Source organism: Veillonella sp. VA142, from assembly GCF_003992135.1.
GTDB lineage: Bacteria > Bacillota > Negativicutes > Veillonellales > Veillonellaceae > F0422.
This window is the reverse complement of record NZ_RQVN01000040.1, coordinates 1-5495: the sequence shown is the minus strand read 5'-3', so window position 1 is coordinate 5495 and position 5495 is coordinate 1. Positions and strand designations below refer to the sequence as shown.

The window sequence follows — 5495 nt, the reverse complement described above, 5'->3', positions numbered from 1 at the left end:
ATTAAAAATGGTGATAATACAGTTATCACAGTAAAAGCAGGAGCTACTGGCACTAAAGGTGACGTAGACTTCGGTGGATCCAAATTAACGAATATTGCTAAACCAGGGGTTGGTACAGATGCAGTAAATAAAGATTATGTAGATGAAGCGATTAAAACGGTAAACCAAACAGCAGCTGGAAATGCTAACTTAGGTTACAAAGCCAATGCAGAGACTGGTAGAACCGTGGCGGTAACAACTGGTTTGACCTTTAAATCTGGTACAGGTACAATCGATGCTACTGGCACTGATGCAATGACAACCAATGCAGCCACTACAAAAACTGGTATTGCTATTTCCACAGAAGAGGGCGGTATTGTTAACATCGGTTTAGATGCTAATACGCGTACAGCTATTGATAAAGTAGCTACTCTTGAGAGCGCTATCGGTAAAAGTGGTGTTGATGGTCGTGATGGTAAAGCAGGCACTGGTAAAGATCCAAAAGCAACTGATGCAACAGCAGGGGATAAAGGTTTAACAGGTCAAGATGGCTTGAATGGTAAAGACTTAACATCTAAAGTGAATGCATTACGTAATGGCGAAGCTGGTACTGTGGTGTATACAGATGCAGAAGGCAACCGTTTAGTGAAAGCTAACGATGGTAACTACTATAAAGCAGATCAAGTTGACAAAGATGGTAATGTGATTACTCCAGCGGGAGGCACTAAACCAGCAGCGGCCACTGATGTACAAGCTCGTTTAGTGAACCCAGATGGTACAACAACTGGTGGTACGACTAAATTAAGCAACATTGCAGATGGCAACATTGCAGATGGTTCTACAGATGCCATCAATGGTGGTCAATTACATAGTAAATTAGCTGAAAAAGCTGATAAATCAGAGATTACAGCGATCAATACTGCTTTAAACAATAAAGCTAATGCGTCTGACTTGAATACGTTGGCAGAAAAACCGCTTACTTTCAGTGGGGATACTGGAACTAATGCGACTCGTAAATTAGGAGAAACGTTAGCTGTAAAAGGTGCAGCAAACTTCACACCAGCAGCAACTGCAACACCAGGAGTAAACATCCAAGTAGCATCCGACCCTATAAACGGTTTAACTGTGAGCTTAGCAGATACCTTAACAAATATGAAAGGTATCTCTGGTAATAGCAAGGATTCATTGATTATCAAAAATGGAGACCAATCCATTACGATTACACCAACAACAGCAGAGGAAACAAGTCCTGATGGCACAGTAACGAAAGCAGCACAAGTTGGTAAAGTAGATTTTGGCAACTCTAAAATCACAAGTAGCGCGACACCTACAGAAGCGAACGACCTTGTTAATAAAGGTTATTTAGAAACGGCCATTCAAAATGTAAATAAAGTTGCAGCTGGAAATGCTAACCTAGGTTATAAAGCCAATAGCGGAACTGCAAAATCGGTAGCAGTAACAACAGGCCTAGATTTTGTTCAAGGAGATGGTACAACAGCTACTGCAGAATCTGCTAAATCTGGTTTAAACATCGTAGCGGGAGATAATGGTAAAGTAATCATTGGCTTGTCTGATGATGCGAAAACAAAATTAGACAAAGTAAATACAATTGCTGAAACAGTCGGTGCTAACGGTGTAGACGGCCGTGATGGCAAACCTGGTACAGGCACTGATGCTGGTATGGGCAAAGACGGCTTAACAAAAGAAGATGGCTTAAACGGTAAAGACCTAACTACAAAAGTCAATGCACTTCGTAACGGTGAAGCTGGTACTGTGGTGTACACTGACGAAAATGGTAAACGTTTAGTGAAAGCAAACGATGGTAAATACTACAAAGCAGATGATGTGAAAGCTGACGGCACTGTAAAAACAGCAGCGGAAGCAGGCACAGCAGATGCGCCAAAACCAGTGACAACTCCACAAGCTCGTTTAGTAAACCCAGATGGTACAACAACTGGTGGTACGACTAAGTTAAGCAACATCGCAGACGGTAATATTGCAGCTGGTTCTACAGATGCTATCAATGGTGGTCAATTACATACAGTTAAAGAAGCTGTAGCGACTAATACGACCAATATAGCAACGAATACAGGAGATATTGCTACCTTAAAAACAACTGTAGGCAAAGCTATCACTTTCACAGGTGATACTGGTACTAATGCAGTACGTAAATTAGATAGTACATTAGCTGTGAAAGGTGGAGACAATTTCACTCCAGGAGCAACAGATAAGAATATCCAAGTTAAATCTGATGCGACCGATGGATTAACAGTACACTTAGCAGATACCTTAACAGGCATGACAGGTATTACTGGTAAGGATGGATTTACTATTTCTTCTGGTGGCGCGGACGCTGATGTTGCCAAAATGACGTTTACCCCTAAGAAAACAACGGATGGCACAACAACAGAAGCCAATATCTCTGTGAATAATGTGAAATTGACTGGTTTGAAAGACGGGGCATTAAATACTACCTCTACAGATGCGGTAACAGGTAAACAGTTAGATGCTACGAATACAAATGTTACTAATTTGACGAATACGGTCAACCAAAATACGTCTAACATTACGAATTTAACTAATACAGTGAACCAAAATGCTAATTTAGGTTATAAAGCCAATACAGAGACTGGTAGAACCGTGGCGGTAACAACTGGCTTGACCTTCAAATCTGGTACAGGTACAATCGATGCCACTGGTACTGGTGCAGCGACAACCAATACAGCCACTACAAAAACTGGCATTGCTATTTCCACAGAAGAGGGCGGTATTGTTAACATCGGTTTAGATGCTAATACGCGTACAGCTATTGATAAAGTGGCTACTCTTGAGAGCGCTATCGGTAAAAGTGGTGTTGATGGTCGTGATGGTAAAGCAGGCACTGGTAAAGATCCAAAAGCAACTGATGCAACAGCAGGGGATAAAGGTTTAACAGGTCAAGATGGCTTGAATGGTAAAGACTTAACATCTAAAGTGAATGCATTACGTAATGGCGAAGCTGGTACTGTGGTGTATACTGACGAAAATGGTAAACGTTTAGTGAAAGCTAACGATGGTAAATACTACAAAGCAGATGATGTGAAAGCTGACGGCACTGTAAAAACAGCAGCGGAAGCAGGCACAGCAGATGCACCAAAACCAGTGACAACGCCACAAGCTCGTTTAGTGAACCCAGATGGTACAACAACTGGTGGTACGACTAAATTAAGCAATATCGCAGATGGTAATATTGCAGCTGGTTCTACAGATGCTATCAATGGTGGTCAATTACATAGTAAATTAGCTGAAAAAGCTGATAAATCAGAGATTACAGCGATCAATACTGCTTTAAACAATAAAGCTAATGCGTCTGACTTGAATACGTTGGCAGAAAAACCGCTTACTTTCAGTGGGGATACTGGAACTAATGCGACTCGTAAATTAGGAGAAACGTTAGCTGTAAAAGGTGCAGCAAACTTCACACCAGCAGCAACTGCAACACCAGGAGTAAACATCCAAGTAGCATCCGACCCTATAAACGGTTTAACTGTGAGCTTAGCAGATACCTTAACAAATATGAAAGGTATCTCTGGTAATGGCAAGGATTCATTGATTATCAAAAATGGAGACCAATCCATTACGATTACACCAACAACAGCAGAGGAAACAAGTGCTGACGGTACAGTAACAAAAGCAGCACAGGTTGGAAAAATCGACTTCGGCACTTCTAAACTCGTGAGCAGTGCAACACCTACAGAATCTAATGATCTTGTTAATAAAGGCTATTTAGATACTGCCATTCAAAACGTAAATAACGTTGCAGCGGGCAATGCTAATTTGGGTTACAAAGCCAATACAGAAACTGGTAGAACAGTGGCGGTAACAACTGGCTTGACCTTCAAATCTGGTACAGGTACAATCGATGCCACTGGCACTGATGCAACGACAACCAATGCAGCCATTACAAAAACTGGCATTGCTATTTCTACAGAAGATGGTGGTATTGTGAACATCGGTTTAGATGCTAATACGCGTACAGCTATTGATAAAGTAGCTACTCTTGAGAGCGCTATCGGTAAAAGTGGTGTTGACGGTCGTGATGGTAAACCTGGTACAGGCACTGATGCTGGCATGGGGGCACAAGGCCCAACAGGTCAAGATGGCTTAAACGGTAAAGATCTAACTACAAAAATCAATGCACTTCGTAACGGCGAAGCTGGTACTGTGGTGTATACAGATGAAAGCGGTAAACGTGTTGTCAAAGCGAAAGATGGTAAATGGTACTTAGCTGACAAAGTAGGTGCTGATGGTACAAAAGCTGCTGATGCTGCGGAAGTAACAACAGTACAAGCTCGTTTAGTGAACCTAGATGGTACAACAACTGGTGGTACGACTAAATTAAGTAATATCGCAGATGGTAATATTGCAGCTGGTTCTAAAGATGCTATCAATGGTGGTCAATTACATACTGAATTAGCTAAAAAAGCAGATGTAACAGCCTTAGCGGGTAAAGTAGATAAATCTGCAGAATTCCATGTAAAAGCAGACACGTATGCTGTTGGTGCAGATGGCACTGTGACTATAAAACAAGAAGATGGTACAGGGGCAGAAGCAACTGGTAAAGAGTTCAAAATCAGCGGCTTAGCTACAAAAACAGATATTACAAATATCAATACTACGTTAGGTCAAAAAGCTAATGCATCTGATGTAGAAGGCTTGAAAACAAATCCATTGACTTTCATAGGCGATGATAACGAAAAAGTAACACGTGCATTAGGTACTACTTTAACTGTAAAAGGTGGAGCTAACTTCACACCAGTAACAGCACCAACGGCTACTACAGGAACTGCTAGTCCAGGAACTACAACCACAGCAACAACCGAAGGCGTTAACATCCGTGTGGAAAAAGATGGTACTGAAAATGCGAATGGTCTAGTAGTGAAATTAGCAGATACGTTAACCAAAATGAAAGGTATCTCTGGTAATGGCACAAATGATCTAGTCATTAAAAATGGTGACAATACAGTTATTACAGTAAAACCAGGTGCAGCTGGCACTAAAGGTGACGTAGACTTTGGTGGATCTAAATTAACGAATATTGCTAAACCAGGGGTTGGTACAGATGCAGTAAATAAAGATTATGTAGATGAAGCGATTAAAACGGTAAACCAAACAGCAGCTGGAAATGCTAACTTAGGTTACAAAGCCAATGCAGAGACTGGTAGAACCGTGGCGGTAACAACTGGTTTGACCTTTAAATCTGGTACAGGTACAATCGATGCCACTGGTACTGGTGCAGCGACAACCAATACAGTCACTACAAAAACTGGCATTGCTATTTCCACAGAAGATGGCGGTATTGTGAACATCGGTTTAGATGCTAATACACGTACAGCTATTGATAAAGTGGCTACTCTTGAGAGCGCTATCGGTAAAAGTGGTGTTGATGGCCGTGATGGTAAATCTGGTATTGCTTCGGGAACGATTGCTGCTGGCATGGGTGCACAAGGTCCAACAGGTCAAGATGGTTTAAATGG

Annotated in this window: 1 protein-coding gene; it reads left to right on the top strand. The window is 41.6% G+C overall.

What is annotated here, in order from left to right:
* On the top strand, window positions 1-5495 hold a 5495-nt coding region (locus tag EO117_RS08900), incomplete at both ends, for a hypothetical protein (RefSeq protein ID WP_164727565.1).